This window comes from Salinivibrio sp. ES.052, assembly GCF_900141775.1.
GTDB lineage: Bacteria > Pseudomonadota > Gammaproteobacteria > Enterobacterales > Vibrionaceae > Salinivibrio.
In genome coordinates, this window is the sequence record NZ_FSRI01000002.1 from 519,315 (window position 1) to 535,755 (window position 16,441).

15 protein-coding genes and 1 rRNA gene are annotated in these 16,441 nt (G+C 51.4%); 7 read left to right on the forward strand and 9 right to left on the reverse strand.

Going from position 1 to position 16,441, the window contains the following annotated elements; genetic code table 11:
* The first annotated feature begins 38 nt into the window (after positions 1-38).
* Complete coding sequence (locus tag BUQ98_RS12050) at positions 39-332, forward strand: DUF2218 domain-containing protein (protein ID WP_074214038.1); 294 nt, start codon at positions 39-41, stop codon at positions 330-332.
* Here BUQ98_RS12050 and ykgO read toward each other — a convergent pair.
* Together ykgO and BUQ98_RS12060 are read right to left on the reverse strand one after the other, a co-directional pair.
* Positions 329-472 (reverse strand): type B 50S ribosomal protein L36, encoded by a 144-nt coding sequence (gene ykgO, locus BUQ98_RS12055; protein WP_074214039.1) that lies wholly within the window; start codon positions 470-472, stop codon positions 329-331. The genes BUQ98_RS12050 and ykgO overlap by 4 nt on opposite strands.
* A complete protein-coding gene (locus BUQ98_RS12060) occupies positions 469-738 on the reverse strand; it encodes a type B 50S ribosomal protein L31 (RefSeq protein WP_074214040.1) in 270 nt (89 codons plus the stop codon). The genes ykgO and BUQ98_RS12060 overlap by 4 nt, the downstream gene beginning before the upstream one ends.
* Positions 739-1,151: 413 nt before the next feature.
* Between BUQ98_RS12060 and BUQ98_RS12065 the strand changes: the two genes are divergently transcribed.
* The gene (locus BUQ98_RS12065) at positions 1,152-2,462 is read left to right on the forward strand and encodes an anaerobic C4-dicarboxylate transporter family protein (RefSeq protein ID WP_074214041.1); all 1,311 of its coding nucleotides are present in this window, start codon (positions 1,152-1,154) and stop codon (positions 2,460-2,462) included.
* Positions 2,463-2,565: 103 nt separating this feature from the next.
* Here BUQ98_RS12065 and aspA read toward each other — a convergent pair whose 3' ends face one another.
* On the reverse strand, positions 2,566-4,029 hold the full coding sequence (gene aspA / locus BUQ98_RS12070) for an aspartate ammonia-lyase (RefSeq protein ID WP_074214042.1): 1,464 nt from the start codon (positions 4,027-4,029) through the stop codon (positions 2,566-2,568).
* A 294-nt stretch (positions 4,030-4,323) separates the two neighbouring features.
* Here aspA and BUQ98_RS12075 point away from each other — a divergent pair, with 294 nt between their 5' ends.
* Positions 4,324-4,839: an FxsA family protein gene (locus BUQ98_RS12075; protein ID WP_074214043.1), complete on the forward strand. Its 516-nt coding sequence runs from the start codon at positions 4,324-4,326 to the stop codon at positions 4,837-4,839.
* A gap of 68 nt (positions 4,840-4,907) precedes the next feature.
* Here the strand turns inward: BUQ98_RS12075 and BUQ98_RS12080 are convergent, their stop codons facing one another.
* The 4 genes from BUQ98_RS12080 to BUQ98_RS12095 are packed head-to-tail and all read right to left on the reverse strand — an operon-like array spanning position 4,908 to position 9,697.
* Positions 4,908-6,866, reverse strand: coding sequence for an acetoacetate--CoA ligase (locus BUQ98_RS12080; RefSeq protein ID WP_074214044.1), 1,959 nt, complete (start codon positions 6,864-6,866; stop codon positions 4,908-4,910).
* A gap of 9 nt (positions 6,867-6,875) precedes the next feature.
* Positions 6,876-7,496: a maleylacetoacetate isomerase gene (gene maiA / locus BUQ98_RS12085; protein WP_074214045.1), complete on the reverse strand. Its 621-nt coding sequence runs from the start codon at positions 7,494-7,496 to the stop codon at positions 6,876-6,878.
* A gap of 60 nt (positions 7,497-7,556) precedes the next feature.
* The gene (locus BUQ98_RS12090) at positions 7,557-8,543 is read right to left on the reverse strand and encodes a fumarylacetoacetate hydrolase family protein (protein WP_074214046.1); all 987 of its coding nucleotides are present in this window, start codon (positions 8,541-8,543) and stop codon (positions 7,557-7,559) included.
* Positions 8,544-8,557: 14 nt separating this feature from the next.
* On the reverse strand, positions 8,558-9,697 hold the full coding sequence (locus BUQ98_RS12095) for a homogentisate 1,2-dioxygenase (protein WP_074214047.1): 1,140 nt from the start codon (positions 9,695-9,697) through the stop codon (positions 8,558-8,560).
* Between the two features lie 232 nt (positions 9,698-9,929).
* On the opposite strand from BUQ98_RS12095, the gene BUQ98_RS12105 reads away from it, so the two are divergent.
* The gene (locus tag BUQ98_RS12105; RefSeq protein WP_371515116.1) at positions 9,930-10,418 is read left to right on the forward strand and encodes a MarR family winged helix-turn-helix transcriptional regulator; all 489 of its coding nucleotides are present in this window, start codon (positions 9,930-9,932) and stop codon (positions 10,416-10,418) included.
* On the opposite strand, the gene BUQ98_RS12110 is transcribed toward BUQ98_RS12105, so the two are convergent.
* Complete coding sequence (locus BUQ98_RS12110) at positions 10,388-11,737, reverse strand: MATE family efflux transporter (protein WP_074214050.1); 1,350 nt, start codon at positions 11,735-11,737, stop codon at positions 10,388-10,390. The genes BUQ98_RS12105 and BUQ98_RS12110 overlap by 31 nt on opposite strands.
* 218 nt (positions 11,738-11,955) lie before the next feature.
* Here BUQ98_RS12110 and BUQ98_RS12115 point away from each other — a divergent pair, with 218 nt between their 5' ends.
* Both BUQ98_RS12115 and groL read left to right on the forward strand, forming a co-directional pair.
* Positions 11,956-12,246, forward strand: coding sequence for a co-chaperone GroES (locus BUQ98_RS12115; protein WP_074214051.1), 291 nt, complete (start codon positions 11,956-11,958; stop codon positions 12,244-12,246).
* Positions 12,247-12,289: 43 nt separating this feature from the next.
* Complete coding sequence (gene groL, locus BUQ98_RS12120) at positions 12,290-13,936, forward strand: chaperonin GroEL (RefSeq protein ID WP_074214052.1); 1,647 nt, start codon at positions 12,290-12,292, stop codon at positions 13,934-13,936.
* Between the two features lie 75 nt (positions 13,937-14,011).
* Here the strand turns inward: groL and BUQ98_RS12125 are convergent, their stop codons facing one another.
* A complete protein-coding gene (locus BUQ98_RS12125) occupies positions 14,012-14,344 on the reverse strand; it encodes an SMR family transporter (protein WP_074214053.1) in 333 nt (110 codons plus the stop codon).
* A 497-nt stretch (positions 14,345-14,841) separates the two neighbouring features.
* Between BUQ98_RS12125 and BUQ98_RS12130 the strand changes: the two genes are divergently transcribed.
* Positions 14,842-16,396 (forward strand): 16S ribosomal RNA (locus tag BUQ98_RS12130).
* Positions 16,397-16,441: the final 45 nt, after the last annotated feature.

Consider the following 16,441-nt stretch of genomic DNA (forward strand, 5'->3'; position numbering starts at 1 on the left):
TGAGGCTGGCATCCATGCCAGCCTACTAAGGAGCACTTATGCCGAGTATGACAACGATGATTGAGTCCGAGCATGCCCCGCGTTACTTGCAGACTTTGTGTCGTCACTTTGGTCGCAAAGTCGAGGCGAGTTGGGATGAGCAGACAGGACGCGTGCATTTTCCTGCGGGTGTGTGTGATATGCAGGTGCAAGGGACCCAGTTGCGTTTTACATGCCATGCAGACGATGAGGCGAGCTTGACCTTGGTGACGGAAACGGTAAGTAGCCACATCGAGATGTTTGCCCGCCGAGAAGCACTGCCCCATCAGTGGCAGTGCGTCGCCGACGCTTAGGCGCGTTTTTTCGCGCGCCCTTGCACCGCCTTAAAACGTGGATTGGTTTTGCAAATGACGAACATGCGCCCGCGACGCCGAACGACCTGACAATCAGGGTGACGCTGGCGGGCGCTTTTCAGTGAGTTCACGACCTTCATGACGATTCCTTTTGACTGCGACCCACTTGGCCAAACTTGCGCGCAAAGTGTGCCGCACGCCCTTCTTTATTGGCGACTCGCTGCTTACCCGTATACACCGGGTGCGACGCACTCGACACATCGAGAGGATAATAGGGATAAGTGTTACCGTCGTGCCACTCAATGGTGCGCGACGTGTGCAAGGTTGAACCGACGATAAAATAGGTATCGACACTGGTGTCATGAAAAACGACCTGTTGATACGGAGGATGGATATCTTTTTTCACCGCGAAGCGCCTCTTGTCGTTGCTTATAATTGTTATGTTATATCATAACAATTATAAATGATAAAGCGGTGATGTGACTAATAACCCGACAGGACTTGGCGAAACAATCTGCGTTAAAGATCTCATTCCACGAACTTTTTGTTGAGAAGGGGGCAAAAGTGTTACTTTTTATTACTTATATCAACAAGCGTGTTACCGCACATGGGTAATCTGTTCCCATGATGCTGCGCATGCTTGCACACATCCCCATCAAGGAAGGCAAACATCATGACGATGCGCAGACAAGGAACTGTCTCGATACTCATACCCCAATAACACTGGTTAACGTTGGCAACGCTAGAGCGAAATGGCAAACGATCATGGCGTTGGCGAGTAAGGATATTGGGTCCAACTATCCAGAGTAGGAGAGAATTATGTTTTTGGTTGAGTTATTAGTGGTACTCAGCTGCATCTTAATTGGTGCCCGTATTGGCGGCATTGGTTTAGGTGTGATGGGCGGGGTTGGCCTCGCGATTTTAAGTTTTGGGTTTGGAATGCAGCCGACCCATCCACCGATTGATGTGTTGTTAATGATCATGGCCGTCGTGGCCGCGGCGGCAACCATGCAGGCGGCAGGCGGTTTGGATTTTTTAATTAAAATTGCTACCAACATTTTACGTAAAAACCCACGTCACATTACCTTTGTTGCCCCGTTAGTGACCTATGCCTTCACCATGATGGCGGGGACAGGGCACGTTGCCTATTCGGTATTGCCGGTGATTGCTGAAGTCAGTCGCAAAAGCGGCATTCGTCCGGCTCGCCCCTTGGGTATGGCGGTCATTGCCTCGCAATTTGCGATTGTGGCCAGCCCCATCGCGGCAGCGGTGGTTGCATGTGTGGCCTTTTTAGAGCCGCAAGGCATTACCCTTACCGATGTGCTGTCGGTCACCATTCCTAGCACCTTTATCGGCCTTGCGTTGGCGTGTGTGATCGTCAATAAGCTAGGTAAAGAGCTTAAAGACGATCCTGAATATCAACGTCGCCTGCAAGACCCCGACTTTCGCCGAGAAATGGAAGCGGATTTGGCCGTTGAAGATATCGACGTCACGCCGGCGGCGAAAAAATCGGTTGGCTTGTTCTTATTTGGTGCTTTAGCGGTAGTCGTCATGGGGGCATTCCCAACCCTGCGCCCGGCCTTTGATGGCGAGCCAATGGGGATGGCGCATACCATTGAAATCGTGATGTTGTCAGTCGGTGCACTGATCATTTTGACCTGTAAGCCAGATGGCAATGCGATTAGCCAAGGCTCAGTATTCCATGCGGGGATGCGTGCCATCGTTGCTATCTTTGGTATCGCTTGGCTGGGGGATACCTTAGTCGCGGGTCATCTCGACATGGTGAAAGACGCGGTGTCAGGCTTGGTTGAAGTGGCTCCTTGGACATTTGCCTTTGCGCTGTTTGCATTGTCGGTGATGGTGAACAGTCAAGGTGCAACCACTGCCGTGTTGGTGCCTGTGGCCATTTCGCTTGGCCTGCCAACATCAATGATCATTGCCACCTTTGTGGCAGTTAATGGTTACTTCTTTGTCCCTAATTACGGTCCCATCATTGCCTCTATTGACTTTGACCGAACCGGTACCACGCGGATAGGTAAGTATATTTTCAATCACAGCTTTATGCTGCCAGGCTTACTGAGCATGGGCTTTAGTATTGCATGCGGCTTGCTGATTACGCAGGTGTTATAGCTGCCGATTAACAATCATGAAAAAAGGGCGCTATTAGCGCCCTTTTTGTATTTATTCGTGTTGTTTTTATAGGTAGGAAACGAGGGTTGTAACCTGTGCCTATCTAAGCGTTAAAGCGTTTACCTCGATAGGTTGGGTGCATGAGGTTCTCAACCGAGAAAATGTCATCAAGCTCAGCTTCTGTCATCAAGCCACGCTCGAGTATCACGTCTTTGACACTTTTCCCTGTTTCGGCACAAATCTTACCGACAATATCGCCTTCATGATGGCCAATAAAGGGATTGAGATAAGTGATAATGCCAATCGAGTTAAGCACGTAATGTTCGCACACCTCTTGGTTAACGGTGATTCCGCTTACGCACTTCTCACCCAAGTTACGGCAGCCATTCGCCAGAATGGAGATAGACTCAAACAGCGCCTGCCCAATCACTGGCTCCATCACGTTAAGCTGAAGTTGGCCAGCTTCGGCGGCAAAGGTAATGGTGGTGTCATTCCCCATTACCCGATAGCAAACCTGATTGACCACTTCAGGGATCACCGGGTTGACCTTGGCAGGCATGATGGATGAACCGGCCTGCATTTCGGGCAAGTTAATTTCATTGAGCCCCGCACGCGGGCCAGAGGAGAGTAGACGGAGGTCGTTACAGATCTTCGACAGTTTTACCGCAAGGCGTTTGAGCGCGCCATGCACCATCACATAGGACCCACAGTCTGACGTGGCTTCAATCAAATCTTCTGCCGGGATACAGGGTAGGCCGGTGATTTCAGCCAGGCGTTTTACGGCGAGCTGCTGGTAACCTTCTGCGGCGTTCAACTTGGTGCCAATCGCGGTAGCGCCTAAATTGACTTCCAACAACAAAGCTGCCGTGTATTTGATGTTTTTGATCTCTTCACGTAACAGCACAGAGAACGCTTTGAACTCTTGCCCAACCGTCATCGGCACCGCATCTTGCAGCTGGGTGCGGCCCATTTTGATCACGTGTGCGTACGTGTCGGCTTTGACATCGAATTCTTTTTGTAAGTAATCAATCGCATCCATCAGTTTGAGAATGCTGTTGTAAACGGCAATTCGAAAGCCGGTGGGATACGCACAGTTAGTCGATTGGCTCTTATTGACGTGATCGTTAGGATTTATCACATCATAATCGCCTTTCTCGTGACCCATTAGCTCAAGGGCGAGGTTAGCAATCACTTCGTTAGCGTTCATATTGACCGAGGTGCCCGCGCCGCCTTGGAATACGTCTGAGGGGAACTGATCCATACATTTACCGGTTTCCAGCATCTGGTCACAGGCTTTGATAATGTAATCGCCGACGTCGGCTGGGATCACGCCAAGCTCTTTGTTGGCCATCGCGGCGGCTTTTTTGGTGTAAACCATGCCGCGGACGAAGTCTGGAATATCAGAAATACGGGTACTTGAGATGGTAAAGTTTTCGACCGCACGTAGGGTATGGATACCGTAGTAGGCATCGGCAGGTACCGCGCGTTGACCGAGTAAATCTTCTTCTAAGCGGGTTGCGGTGGTTAGGGTTGGGGTTTCATTGGGTGTTATAATCGTCTGAGACATGCGTTGGCCTTAACATCAAGTTATTATAATGATTAAAACGTAGCCACAAATTTTGCTGTAGAATCCATTCCTCAGAGATTTTGGCTGGATGTATTATCTCTTACATCCTTTCAGCCGCTATTACAGCATATGATGCGGTGAAAAGGGCTGACTCCGGTCACAGCTGCAACATAGCGCACAGACAAAATGCGCTTTCTTGCGCGTGGATTCAAGCACTAAATCTGGTTTCGTTATTCGGCTTTTGGCTGATTTTGATGTTAGGATGAAAAGTCCATTTCCAGCGCGAGGTGAATCGTGTTTCCAATCTTATTGCTGCTATTTATTCTGGTCCCAGTGATTGAAATCGGCCTGTTTATTCAGGTAGGTGATTGGTTGGGATTGTGGCCAACACTGGCGCTGGTTTTGATCACCGCATTTGTTGGTGCCTCCTTGGTGCGTAGTCAAGGGCTGATGACCCTGGCTTCGGTGCAAGACAGGCTTAATCGTGGCGAGTTACCTGCCCAGCAAATTCTTGAAGGCGTGATGCTGGCGGTATCAGGCGTCCTACTACTGACCCCAGGCTTTATGACCGATGCGATGGGCATGTTAGTGCTTCTACCCGGACCGCGAGCGGCATTGGCTAAACAAGTGATGAAACGAGTGACTGTTTCGCAGAGTGGATTTACTCAAGGCGGCTTTCACCAAGGTGGCACACAAGGTCCATTTGGCCCTGATCCTTTCCGCCGTGACTCGCATGATGACAATGGCAGCACCTTTGAGGGGGAGTACGAGCGCAAAGATGAGGACGATGATGATCACCGTCTGCGCTAGGCGATTCACGGGTAAATCCATCAAAAAGGCCGCATGATGATGCGGCCTTTTTCGATCATGGCGTCAGCTTACTCGGTGAGCTCGGGGCGCTGACGGTATTGGTCGAGTGATGCTGGGTTATCCAGTGCGCTTAACTGTGCCACGTCTTGGCCATGGACCACATCGCGTACCGCCAACTCGGCAAGTTTCCCTGACTTGGTGCGCGGAATATCGCTCACCTCGGCAATCACAGCGGGAACATGACGCGGCGTGCACTGGGTGCGGATGGTTTTTTTGATGGTTTGCTTGAGTGGCTCATCCAGTGTCACACCGGCGGCGAGTTTGACGAATAGCACCACGCGGACATCATTTTGCCATTGCTGACCGATGACCACCGAATCCATGATCTCGCTAAGCTGATTCACATGGCGATAGATTTCCGCCGTACCAATTCGCACCCCACCTGGGTTTAATACCGCGTCAGACCGACCATAAAACACCATGCCACCTTGTGCGGTCAGGCGCACATAGTCACCATGAAACCAGATATCATCAATCTTGTTCCAATAGGCATTGTGATAGCGACTGCCATCGGTATCGTGCCAAAAGCCAACCGGTTGGTTGGGGAAGCTATTACAACACACCAGCTCCCCTTTCTGCTCCTCGACCGCTTGGCCTTGGGCGTTAAACACTTGTACATCGAGCGCCAAGCCCCGCTTTTGGCTTTCGCCGCGATAAACCGGTGACAGCGGGCTACCAAGAACAAAACAGCCACAAATGTCGGTGCCGCCCGCAATGGAGCTTAACTGCAGATCGGACTTTATCTTTTGATACACATAATCAAACTGCTCGGGCGCAAGTACCGAGCCGGTCGAACATAGGACACGTAACGACGCCAGCGAGTAATCATCTTTTGGCGCCACACCTTGTTTTTCCAATGCCTCTAAGTATTTCGCCGCCGTGCCAAAAAGGGTGAGCTGGTGCCGCTCGGCCAGTCGCCAAAGTACCCCTGCATCGGGATAAAACGGCGAGCCATCATAAAGCACCAAGGTCGCGCCACTTGCTAAAGCGCTGACTTGCCAATTCCACATCATCCAGCCGCAGGTGGTGAAATAGAAAAAGCGATCGCCGGGGCGCACATCCGAATGGAGCTGATGCTCTTTTAAATGATTGAGCAATATCCCCCCCACCGAATGAATAATGCATTTGGGCTTACCCGTGGTGCCGGATGAGTAAAGCACAAAGAGTGGGGCATTGAACGCCACGCGGGTAAAGCGAAGCGGCGGCGCGTCGTTGGCTAATAAATCTTGCCAATTATCCATGCCAGCAGGTAAGGAAGATCGATCGCCATCAAAGGGGATCACCACTAAGCGCTCAATGGCCGGCACCTTATCCACTACCTGCTGCGCTTTACTCAGGCAGTCATAGGTTTTGCCGTTGTAGTGATAATGATCGGTGGTAAACAGCACTTTGGGCTCGGTTTGACCAAAGCGGTCTAACACACTGTCGACGCCAAAGTCCGGTGAAGTTGAGGTCCAAATCGCGCCCAGTGCCGCGGTGGCAAGCATCGCAATCACGGTTTCAGGCAGGTTGGGTAAATAGCCGGCAACCACATCGCCTGGTTGAACGCCTTGCGTATCTAGGTAGTGACGGATGGCCGCCACCTGATCGACGAGCTCACGCCAAGTGAGGGTGCGTGCTACCTCATGCTCACCGCTAAAAATCATCGCCGGTTGGTCGGCATACTGCTCTGCGTGCTTGAGCAGGTTTTCGGCATAGTTCAGACGTGCGGTGGGAAACCACTGGCTATCCCGATTAGGGTGCTCGGGGTCGATATCGCACACTCTCTCGCCCGGATCGCCGATCACGCCAGCAAATTGCCATAACTGTTGCCAAAAATCGCCGCTTTGGCGTACTGACCATGCATAAAGATCGTCATAGCCATTCAGCTGGGTGTCGTGATCTTGATTCACGGCACGGATAAACGCGGCGAGTAAGGTGTGGGTTTGACGTTCCTTATCCGGCGCCCACAACAATCCGTCTTTCATGTCCTCTCCTTAGCTCTTATCAGGGTGTGCCTGTATAAATGCATCCAGCGTTTGGCATTGTGATTCAATGCGCGTCAGGGTTGGGTAGGCCGTTAAATCAAACGCAAATCGGCGTGCATTAAATAGCTGCGCGACCAAACAAATATCGGCCAAATTGGGCGCTTCTCCGCCAATAAAGGGGCTGTCTAATCCTTGTAATTTGGCTTCCAAGCCATCGAACCCTTGTTTTAGCCAATGGTGATACCAAGTGATTTTATCGTCATCACTGTGGCCAAAGGGGCCGGTTAAGTATTGCAGAACCCGCAAGTTATTGAGTGGATGCACATCACAGGCAATGTCGAGCGCCAGTGATCGACACTGGGCTTTTTGCACTGGATCACTGGGGAGCAGTTTGACCTGTGGGTAGCGCTCGTCGAGGTATTCGATAATGGCGAGCGATTGACTCAAGGTGACATCGCCATCGACCAAGGTAGGCACTAAACCGGCGGGGTTGAGCGAGCGATAGGCGTCGCTGTGCTGGTGTTTATCCAGCAGGGATACGGTTTCTCGTTGGTAGGTGAGGCCTTTAAGGCCAAGGGCGATGCGGACGCGGTAGGCCGCGGTCGACTTACTGTAATCATAAAGCAGCATACAAGCTCCTAGACGGCGTCAACGTCAAGCGCGCCCAGAGGCACCAGGCGCGCATCAAGGTTACTCCGGGATGTAACGGGTCACGGTTTGCTCTATGGCACCGAAAATAGATGCCTCTTGGCTGTCGCGCATATCGATGGTGACGCTATCGCCAAAGGTCATAAAGGGCGTTGTTGGCTCACCTTTGTCGATGATTTCCAGCATCCGTTTTTCAGCTAGGCAGCATGAGCCTTTACTGCGATCGGTGTTGGATACCGTGCCTGAGCCAATAATGGTGCCAGCACTGACATGGCGGCTTTTCGCCACATGCGCGACCAGCTCGGCAAAATCAAAGGTCATATCCACACCGGCGTCGGGCGAACCGAACCATTCGCCGTTGAGGGTGACATGCATCGGTAAGTGGACTTTATGATCGCACCAGTGATCGCCCAGCTCATCTGGGGTAACCGCCACTGGTGAAAATGCAGAAGCCGGCTTGGATTGGAAAAAGCCGAACCCTTTGGCAAGCTCGCCGGGGATCAGGTTGCGCAGTGAAACGTCGTTGACCAGCATCAGCAGTTTAATGTGTTGGCCCGCTTTGTCAGCACTAAGGTGCATGGGCACATCATCGGTGACGACGGCAAGCTCGGCTTCAAAGTCACAGCCCCACGCATCATCGACTAATTCAATCTCGTCACGTGGGCCGAGAAAGCCATCAGACATGCCTTGATACATCAGTGGGTCGGTCCAAAAACTCTCAGGCATTTGTGCGCCACGTGCTTTGCGCACCAGTTCAACGTGGTTAACGTAGGCGCTACCATCCGCCCACTGATAGGCGCGAGGCAGTGGTGAGTCGCAGACACTTGGGTCAAAGGCAAAGGACTCACTGACTTGGTTGTCATTGAGCGCGTCGTAGCGCTGAGTCAGTTTGGGCGCAAGTGTGGCCCAATTATCGAGTGCCGCTTGTAGTGTGGGCGCAATATCGTCGGCGTGGACGGCGCGAGTAAGGTCACGAGAGACCAAAATCAATTTGCCATCACGTCCGTGTTTGAGTGAAGCCAGTTTCATTGCTTTCTCCTTCGCTATTCTGCGTCACTTGGCGTGCGCCAAGAGTAAACATAATCGGTCAGTTCGGTGGCTTTCGCCGCGTCTCCCATATCAAGTGGCATGCGGGTATCTATCATCACCGCCACTTCATCGGTCTCTTTTTTCTGATGCTTTTTGCCCGCGGCAAAGGCTTTTGGGTGAGGACCATGTGGGAAGCCACAAGGGTGTAAGGTCACCATACCGGCATCAATATTATCGCGGCTGAAAAAGTCACCTTGGTGATAGAAAAGCACTTCATCATAGTCATCGTTATTGTGGTAGAAAGGCACCTTCAGTGCGCCAGGATCGGACTCGATCGGGCGGGGGACAAAGGTACAAATCACAAAACCTTGCGCGACAAAGGTGGTGTGCGCCGATGGCGGCAAGTGATAACGATGGCTCATTAACGGGCGGATATCTCGCCAGTTGAGTCGGAACACGGTGAGGTTACCCTTCCAGCCCACCGCATCGAGTGGGTTATAAGGATAAGTGACACGGTTAAGCTGCTGGCGCGATTTGATCATCACCTGCCAGCTTTCGCTGTCGGATTGCTGGGCCTTAAAGCTATCGTCAATGCGTGCATGTTCTAACACTGCGGGGTCAAACACCGCATGTTCGCCGACAATGCCTCGTTCGGCGCTCATGTAGGAGCCGTGTGTCGCTTCAATCATCAACAAGGTGGTGGCCTCATCCGGCACCAGTCGCCAGCTGGTGGCGCGAGGAATGATCAAATAATCGCCTTTGCTGTAGCGCAAGTGGCCATAATCGCAATACAGCGAGCCTTCGCCCTGATGGACAAACAAGCAATCGTCGCCATCGCTGTTGCGCACCAGATAAGACATGGCGGTATCGGTGCGCCATAAGCGAACCTGAACGTTGGCATTGGATAACAGCACCGGTGCATCCATTGGCGACGTGCCTTGGGTTTCAACTCGGTTGGTGTCAAAAGCATGCGGTCGCAATGGCCCTTCCCACTCGCTCCAGCCCGTCGGGGGATGGCGGTGATACATATGACTGGCCGGGCCAAAAAAGCCTTCTTTGCCACACTCGCGCTCGTAGGTTCCCTCGGGAAAGTCGCAGTGGGCTTGACGAGAGGCATCCCCTTCACGAATGGGGAATGAAAACCACTTTCGCATAACTCGCTCCTTGTGCTGGGCGGCCGAGCTCACTGGGACCGCCAAATAGTTTCAAAAGAAACAATCTATCTGTTTATACTAGCGATCAGAGATGAGAAAAAGCAACGTGGTGTTAACAAATATTTTACCTTGTGTGTTCAGTATTTTTGCCGCTTAAAAACCTTAAGTGTAAACAAAGCACTACCTTTGCATCTTATCGAAGCCTCTCGTAAAGTAGGTTATATGATTTCACTTGAAACTAATTGATATGACCCTTCCTCATTTAACGCTTGATAGCTTTTTGCCTTATAAGCTGGTTCACACGGCGGAGTTGGTGGCCGATAGTCTTGCGGCACGTTATGAAGCAGAGTTTGGATTATCGCGTCCAGAATGGCGCGTGCTGGCCTCTTTGGGGGCACGGGATGGCGTGATGGCGAAAGATTTAGCCGCAGAAACGCGGCTGGATAAAGTAAAAGTGTCGCGCTTGCTTACCCGTTTAGAGCAGCACCAGCTGGTAGAGCGACGCGCGTGCCAAGGTGATCAGCGCGCCGCGTTAGTCCATTTGACCGACAAAGGGCGCACCCATTATCAGACCATTGTCCCCAAGGTATTGGAGTGGGAAAAAGCCATGCTCGAGGGACTCAGTGCCGCGCAGTATCAAGCGCTTTATCAGGCGTTAGATGCGTTGCAGCACCGTGTCCATGAGCTGGATCAGGCGGGCAATGACGCCGCGAGTGTCTGACGACGCAACACTACGGCATACAGGTACGCCATAATACCGGCTAGCAGATTGGCAATCGCGATGCCCGCAAACAAGCCATGGGTGCCGTTGACCATGCCGCCCAGCCAAGCACAGGGTACCAAAAAGACAAACAAACGGACTAGGTTGCAGGCGAACGAATGCAGTGAGCGTTTCATGGCATTCAGGCCGCCCACCAACAACATCAAGGTGCCCTGTAAGCCGTAGCTAGCCGGGACGACCATCAAATAGTGGGCAATTTCTTGTTGAACCCGCACATCGTCACTGAATACATCCGCAATCAGATCGATAAAAGGCCACAGCGACAAGTACAAGGCAAACTGGAACAAAATGGCAAAGCGCATCGCGCTAAACAGCGCTTGAAACGCCCGCTGGTGGTAATTGGCCCCAAAGTTCTGAGACATCAAGGGGGTCAATGAAGAGGTCATGGCCATCATCACAATCAGTAAAATCGCTTCAATACGTTGGGCGGCACCGTAGGCAGCGACACTTTCCGTCCCTTGCGAAGCCAACATTATCATTAAGATCGCCGCCGCCGCTGGATTGAGCGCATTGGTCATCCCTGCGGGCATACCGATTTTTAGAATTTGGCGTACGTCGGTCATGATGTGGTGCCATTGAGGTGCGATCAATAAGTGTTCGCGCTTAATCAAGATAGCGAGAGCGGCAAGCATGGCGCCGCCCCAGCTGACCGCACTAGCGATAGCGGCCCCTTGCACACCCAGCTCGGGAAAAGGGCCCAAGCCAAAAATCAGTAAGGGATCGAGCGCACCATTAATCAGGCCGGAGACCATCATGATCTTTGCCGGTGTTTTTGTATCGCCCGTGGCGCGGATGGCCGCATTTCCCGCCATCGGTACCACCAGTAATGGAATAGTGAAATACCAGACCTGCATGTAATCGTGGATTAACGGCAATAAGTTATCGCTTGCCCCGAGTGCGGAGAACACCGGATTGATGGTGGCGGCCCCTAACCAGCCGACGGCCATTACCATGAATACCGCCAAGATCAAACCGTGACTCGAGACCCGCGCGGCATCTTGATGATCGCCCTGGCCGAGTAATCGCGCGACCAAGGCAGCAATACCCACGCCTAATCCGAGCGTGATGGAGTTGACCGCAAAGGTGATGGGAAAGGTGAAGCTCACCGCAGCGAGTGCTTCCGTGCCAAGCAGTGAAATAAAGAAGGTATCCACCACATTGAACATGATGATCGCGAACAGCCCAAATACCATGGGTACGGTCATCTTACGCAATGTGAGGTTGATCGGGGCGGATAACAGCCCGTGTTTGTCGTTCATAGTCTCTGATCACTGGTTTGGGACGGGTCACCCTAGCGGATCCTCATAAAGGGAGGAAGTTGCTAGTCTAAAAAAACAAAAAAATTGCTGTAAAACCCTTGGGAAAGAAAAGGCCCGTCCCCACATAGGAGGTTACATCAGGAGCCGGACACATGTACGGCCTGTGTGCATACTTATTTCATCAAACGGAACATCATTACTAATTCAGGAGACGACCGATGAACATTCGTCCACTACATGATCGCGTTATCGTAGAGCGCCAAGAAGCTGAGTCTAAATCAGCAGGCGGCATCGTGTTAACTGGTTCTGCTGCAGAGAAGTCTACCCGTGGTAAAGTGCTGGCGGTAGGCAAAGGCCGTGTTCTTGAAAACGGCAACGTGCAGCCTATGGACGTTAAAGTGGGTGACACTGTTATCTTCTCTGAAGGCTTCGGCACCAAAAGTGAAAAGATTGAGGGTCAAGAAGTTCTTATCCTATCTGAAAGCGACATCATGGCAATCGTTGAATAATTCATTTCACCTCCAATCAATAACGTAAGAAAGGAATAAAATCATGGCTGCTAAAGACGTTAAATTTAGTGACGACGCACGTGCAAAAATGCTCGAAGGTGTGAATGTTCTAGCGGATGCGGTGAGAGTCACACTGGGCCCTAAAGGTCGTAACGTAGTATTAGATAAATCATTTGGATCACCAAGCATCACCAAAGATGGTGTGTCTGTGGCGCGTGAGATTGAACTGGAAGATAAATTCCAGAACATGGGCGCGCAAATGGTCAAAGAAGTGGCGTCGCAATCAAACGACGCGGCAGGTGACGGCACCACCACAGCGACCGTACTGGCACAGTCTATCATTAGCGAAGGCCTAAAAGCGGTGGCAGCGGGTATGAACCCAATGGATCTGAAGCGTGGTATCGACAAAGCAGTGGTTGCCGCAGTGGAAGAGCTGAAAAACCTGTCTGCACCTTGCACCAGCAACAATGCGATTGAGCAAGTTGGTACGATTTCTGCGAACTCTGACCACACCGTTGGTAAGATCATCGCTCAAGCGATGGAAAAAGTCGGTCGTGACGGTGTTATTACCGTTGAAGAAGGTCAATCACTGCAAGACGAACTGAGCGTCGTAGAAGGCATGCAGTTCGATCGTGGCTACTTATCGCCTTATTTCATCAACAACCAAGAAGCCGGTAATGTTGAGCTGGATAATCCATTTATCCTGCTGATCGACAAAAAAGTGTCTAACATCCGTGAACTGCTGCCTACGCTAGAAGCGGTCTCTAAAGCCTCTCGCCCTCTGCTGATCGTAGCAGAAGATCTTGAAGGTGAAGCGCTGGCAACCTTGGTTGTCAACAACATGCGCGGCATCGTCAAAGTGGCAGCGGTAAAAGCGCCAGGGTTCGGCGATCGTCGTAAAGCGATGCTGCAAGACATCGCGACTCTGACGGCAGGGACTGTGGTTTCTGAAGAAATTGGCATGGACCTAGAGAAAGTCACGCTAGAAGATCTTGGTCAAGCTAAGCGTGTGACTGTCACTAAAGACAACACCACTATCATTGATGGCGTAGGTGAAGAAGCGGCTATTGAAGGTCGTGTGGCTCAAATTCGTCAACAAATCGAAGATGCGACATCGGACTACGACAAAGAGAAGCTGCAAGAGCGCGTCGCCAAATTGGCTGGCGGTGTTGCAGTGATCAAAGTCGGTGCAGCGACCGAAGTTGAAATGAAAGAGAAGAAAGATCGCGTTGAAGATGCATTGCACGCAACCCGTGCTGCAGTCGAAGAAGGCGTAGTTGCCGGTGGTGGCGTTGCACTTATCCGTGCCGCAAGCAAAGTCGGTGAGTTGAAAGGTGATAACGAAGAGCAAAACGTCGGTATCCGAGTGGCGCTACGTGCGATGGAATCACCACTGCGTCAAATCGCGACCAACGCGGGTGACGAAGACTCTGTCGTGGCGAACAAAGTGAAAGCTGGCGAGAACCACTTTGGTTATAATGCATCAACCGGTGAATACGGTGATATGATTGAAATGGGTATCCTAGACCCAACCAAAGTAACGCGTAGCGCACTTCAGTTTGCGGCATCGGTTGCTGGTCTGATGATCACCACCGAAGCGATGGTTACGGATCTGCCACAGAAAGACGGCGGTGCTGATATGGGCGCTGCTGGAATGGGTGGCATGGGCGGAATGGGCGGCATGATGTAGTTGCCTTTCCCCTTAAAGATAAAAACCCAGCCTCGGCTGGGTTTTTTTGTTCGAGCACGCTGTTAACAATGCAACTCAATGTGAAGACACAGAGGAAAAGATATTCATCACCGCCACACCGGCAACAATCAGTACCATGCCAATAATCGCGGGCGTATCCAGTTTCTGGCCAAAGACCAACCAACCAATTAAAGCGATTAATGTCACGCCAGCGCCTGCCCAAATGGCGTAAGCAATTCCCACTGGAATCGCACGTAAAGTGAGGGCAAGTAGATAGAAAGAAAAACTGTATCCCACTACCACTAATACCGAAGGAACGAGCTTTGAAAAGCCGTCACTGTTTTTGAGTGATGCAGTTGCGATCACCTCTGCCACAATAGCAAACCCCAGAAAAAGCCAGTGCTTCATATCGATGACTCCCAAGCGAGAAACAGGCAAGCTATGCTACCAGCCCCTTTTCATGATGTATGCCTCATTTTTTCTAGAAAAGGGTGAAAACTTCGACTATATTTGTAAATCCACGCAAACGGAAGCCTGATCTGAGCGTAAAAATAGACAAAAAAAACTGAATTGTGTGTTTTTTGTTCGGGTGGTTTTTTTTTTGCAAAAAGGGGTTGCGGTAAAAACTGAGATCTCTATACTGCGCTTCCTGTCGACGGGGCAAGCGAGACGCAAGTCACGAAATGCCGACCACGAAATCGACACGCTCTTTAACAATTTGACCTATGCAATCTGTGTGGGCACTCGTTGAGAATAGACAAAAAGATTTATTCGATGAACTGAGTGACCAAACGATAACTTTTAGTTATTCGGCACAGTCAATTCGTTTGTCTCTTAGGAGACGAACAAAACAGTATTTATCGAGCCGTTTGTCTTTCCTTATGGGAAAGCGAACAAAAGAACTTAAATTGAAGAGTTTGATCATGGCTCAGATTGAACGCTGGCGGCAGGCCTAACACATGCAAGTCGAGCGGAAACGGCAGTATTGAAGCTTCGGTGGATTTACTGGACGTCGAGCGGCGGACGGGTGAGTAACGGCTGGGAACCTGCCCTGACGAGGGGGATAACCGTTGGAAACGACGGCTAATACCGCATAATGTCTACGGACCAAAGGTGGCCACTACATGTAAGCTATCGCGTTGGGATGGGCCCAGTTAGGATTAGCTAGTTGGTAAGGTAAAGGCTTACCAAGGCGACGATCCTTAGCTGGTTTGAGAGGATGATCAGCCACACTGGGACTGAGACACGGCCCAGACTCCTACGGGAGGCAGCAGTGGGGAATATTGCACAATGGGGGAGACCCTGATGCAGCCATGCCGCGTGTGTGAAGAAGGCCTTCGGGTTGTAAAGCACTTTCAGCAGTGAGGAAGGTAATGTACTTAATACGTGCATTGCTTGACGTTAGCTGCAGAAGAAGCACCGGCTAACTCCGTGCCAGCAGCCGCGGTAATACGGAGGGTGCAAGCGTTAATCGGAATTACTGGGCGTAAAGCGCATGCAGGCGGTTTGTTAAGTCAGATGTGAAAGCCCGGGGCTCAACCTCGGAACCGCATTTGAAACTGGCAGGCTAGAGTCTTGTAGAGGGGGGTAGAATTTCAGGTGTAGCGGTGAAATGCGTAGAGATCTGAAGGAATACCAGTGGCGAAGGCGGCCCCCTGGACAAAGACTGACGCTCAGATGCGAAAGCGTGGGTAGCAAACAGGATTAGATACCCTGGTAGTCCACGCTGTAAACGATGTCTACTTGGAGGTTGAGGTTTTAGACTTTGGCTTTCGGCGCTAACGCATTAAGTAGACCGCCTGGGGAGTACGGCCGCAAGGTTAAAACTCAAATGAATTGACGGGGGCCCGCACAAGCGGTGGAGCATGTGGTTTAATTCGATGCAACGCGAAGAACCTTACCTACTCTTGACATCCAGTGAACTTTCCAGAGATGGATTGGTGCCTTCGGGAACACTGAGACAGGTGCTGCATGGCTGTCGTCAGCTCGTGTTGTGAAATGTTGGGTTAAGTCCCGCAACGAGCGCAACCCTTATCCTTGTTTGCCAGCACGTAATGGTGGGAACTCCAGGGAGACTGCCGGTGATAAACCGGAGGAAGGTGGGGACGACGTCAAGTCATCATGGCCCTTACGAGTAGGGCTACACACGTGCTACAATGGCAGATACAGAGGGCAGCGAGACAGCGATGTTAAGCGAATCCCTTAAAGTTTGTCGTAGTCCGGATTGGAGTCTGCAACTCGACTCCATGAAGTCGGAATCGCTAGTAATCGTGGATCAGAATGCCACGGTGAATACGTTCCCGGGCCTTGTACACACCGCCCGTCACACCATGGGAGTGGGCTGCACCAGAAGTAGATAGCTTAACCTTCGGGAGGGCGTTTACCACGGTGTGGTTCATGACTGGGGTGAAGTCGTAACAAGGTAGCCCTAGGGGAACCTGGGGCTGGATCACCTCCTTACTGACGCTATTCTTGCGAGTGTTCACACAGATTGTATAGGTTGAA

Excerpts from the sequence above, each read along its gene's own strand:
- BUQ98_RS12050 (WP_074214038.1), top strand. The coding sequence starts at position 39 with ATGCCGAGTATGACAACGATGATTGAGTCCGAGCATGCCCCGCGTTAC.
- ykgO (WP_074214039.1), bottom strand. The coding sequence starts at position 472 with ATGAAGGTCGTGAACTCACTGAAAAGCGCCCGCCAGCGTCACCCTGAT.
- BUQ98_RS12065 (WP_074214041.1), top strand. The coding sequence starts at position 1,152 with ATGTTTTTGGTTGAGTTATTAGTGGTACTCAGCTGCATCTTAATTGGT.
- aspA (WP_074214042.1), bottom strand. The coding sequence starts at position 4,029 with ATGTCTCAGACGATTATAACACCCAATGAAACCCCAACCCTAACCACC.
- BUQ98_RS12080 (WP_074214044.1), bottom strand. The coding sequence starts at position 6,866 with ATGAAAGACGGATTGTTGTGGGCGCCGGATAAGGAACGTCAAACCCAC.
- maiA (WP_074214045.1), bottom strand. The coding sequence starts at position 7,496 with ATGCTGCTTTATGATTACAGTAAGTCGACCGCGGCCTACCGCGTCCGC.
- BUQ98_RS12090 (WP_074214046.1), bottom strand. The coding sequence starts at position 8,543 with ATGAAACTGGCTTCACTCAAACACGGACGTGATGGCAAATTGATTTTG.
- BUQ98_RS12095 (WP_074214047.1), bottom strand. The coding sequence starts at position 9,697 with ATGCGAAAGTGGTTTTCATTCCCCATTCGTGAAGGGGATGCCTCTCGT.
- BUQ98_RS12110 (WP_074214050.1), bottom strand. The coding sequence starts at position 11,737 with ATGAACGACAAACACGGGCTGTTATCCGCCCCGATCAACCTCACATTG.
- BUQ98_RS12115 (WP_074214051.1), top strand. The coding sequence starts at position 11,956 with ATGAACATTCGTCCACTACATGATCGCGTTATCGTAGAGCGCCAAGAA.
- groL (WP_074214052.1), top strand. The coding sequence starts at position 12,290 with ATGGCTGCTAAAGACGTTAAATTTAGTGACGACGCACGTGCAAAAATG.
- BUQ98_RS12125 (WP_074214053.1), bottom strand. The coding sequence starts at position 14,344 with ATGAAGCACTGGCTTTTTCTGGGGTTTGCTATTGTGGCAGAGGTGATC.